The 1519-nt window shown below is 67.7% G+C and carries 1 protein-coding gene; it reads left to right on the forward strand.

Annotated features, from left to right (window positions below):
- Positions 1–201 precede the first annotated feature (201 nt).
- Positions 202–1380 (forward strand): LmeA family phospholipid-binding protein, encoded by a 1179-nt coding sequence (locus tag ACWELQ_RS45500; protein WP_452403161.1) that lies wholly within the window; start codon positions 202–204, stop codon positions 1378–1380.
- Positions 1381–1519 lie beyond the last annotated feature (139 nt).

The raw sequence follows: 1519 nt of genomic DNA on the forward strand, positions 1-1519 counted from the left end.
GTGAAGTACCCGGCGTGCCGTCCGGCCAGTTCTCGCAACGCCCGCCATCCGTCTTCCGGATCGGGCTCCGGTGCCGCGTTGCCAGCCATGACATTCAGGATAAGCCGCGCCCATGTGTGATACGTCACAATCCGCGCGTGTGAGCCGACACCTCACGGGAAGCTCAGAGCTCACACAGAAAGCTCGGGAAGAATCGCCCCCATGAGTTCGGAACCCACCTCGGACGACGCGACCAAGCGGGACGCTGCCGCGCAGGCCGATGACGCGACCGTACAGGCCGATCCCACCGCGCAGCCGGTCGACCTCGGCAAGCCGGACAGCACGCCGACCGAAGTCCTAGGCACACAACACGACTCGGCTACCGAGGTGTTGAACGGACAGGGCAAGGCCACCCCGCAGGACGGCACCGCCACCGAGTGGTGGACCGACCCCGCCAATCAGCAGGTCGAAGCGCCCACCGAAGTCCTGCACCCGGGCGAGGCGGCCTACGCGGTCGGCGCGACCGGCTCGGGCCAGGTGGGCACCGGCTCGACCGCGACCACGGTGCTGCCCGCCGGGTACGCCGACGCCTCGGGCGGCATCCCGGTTCCCGAAGGCTTCCAGCCGCCGCCCGGCACACCCCCTCCCCCGATGAATGTCGGTGGCGGACAGGGCGGCTCACCGCGCAAACCTCGCAATCGCAAGAAGACCTTGATCATCGTGGGCCTGGTGGTGGCGCTGCTGGTGGCGGGCGGCCTGGCCGGTGGCGAGGCGTACGCCCGCAATCGCGCCGAGAAGTGCATCAGCTCGCAGTTCCAGGCCAGCATGGGCTCCAAGATCGACGTCTCGTTCGGCTGGAAGCCGTTGCTGCTGACCGCCTTCGACCACAAGGTCTCCCGGGTGAACGTCGACAGCGACGACGTGAAATTCGGCCCGGCCCAGGGCATGGTGGTGCACTCGGTCTTCGATGACGTCGAATACAGCAGCGACGGTAAGGAACTGACGATCGGCAGCTCGAACGCCGATGTCACCTGGAGCACCGACGGCATCACCAAGACCCTCGGCGGCCTGGTGTCGTCCACCGCCGCGGACGCGAACGCGGGCACGCTGAGCTTCGCGGTGCTGGGCGGCCTGGCGCAGCTGCAGGTCAAGCCGAAGATCGTCGGCGACAAGATCGAGGTCGACACCGTGCAGGCCTCGCTGCTCGGCTTCGGGCTGCCCACCGACCTGGTCTCCGGCATCGTGCAGGCCCTGACCGAGAGCCTGCAGACCTATCCGATGGGATTGCAGCCCACCAAGGTGGAGGTCACCAACTCCGGGCTGCACATCACTCTGCAGGGCGGCCACACCCAGGTGACCGCCGATCAGAGCCAGGGTCAGCAGCAGTCCGTCAGCTGCTAGTCCGCCGGAAACCCTTCCAGCACTTCACGAGACCGGGACAGACCCTCTACGTCTCCAGCGGCAACGGCGTCGCGGGCACCACCGATCCGCTCTCCGACATTCCGGGCATCACCACGAATTACGCGGGCCTGGGCCTCGA

The organism is Nocardia sp. NPDC004722 (genome assembly GCF_053601505.1).

What these genes read in the sequence shown, in the direction of transcription:
- ACWELQ_RS45500 (WP_452403161.1), top strand. Translation starts at nt 202, where the DNA reads ATGAGTTCGGAACCCACCTCGGACGACGCGACCAAGCGGGACGCTGCC.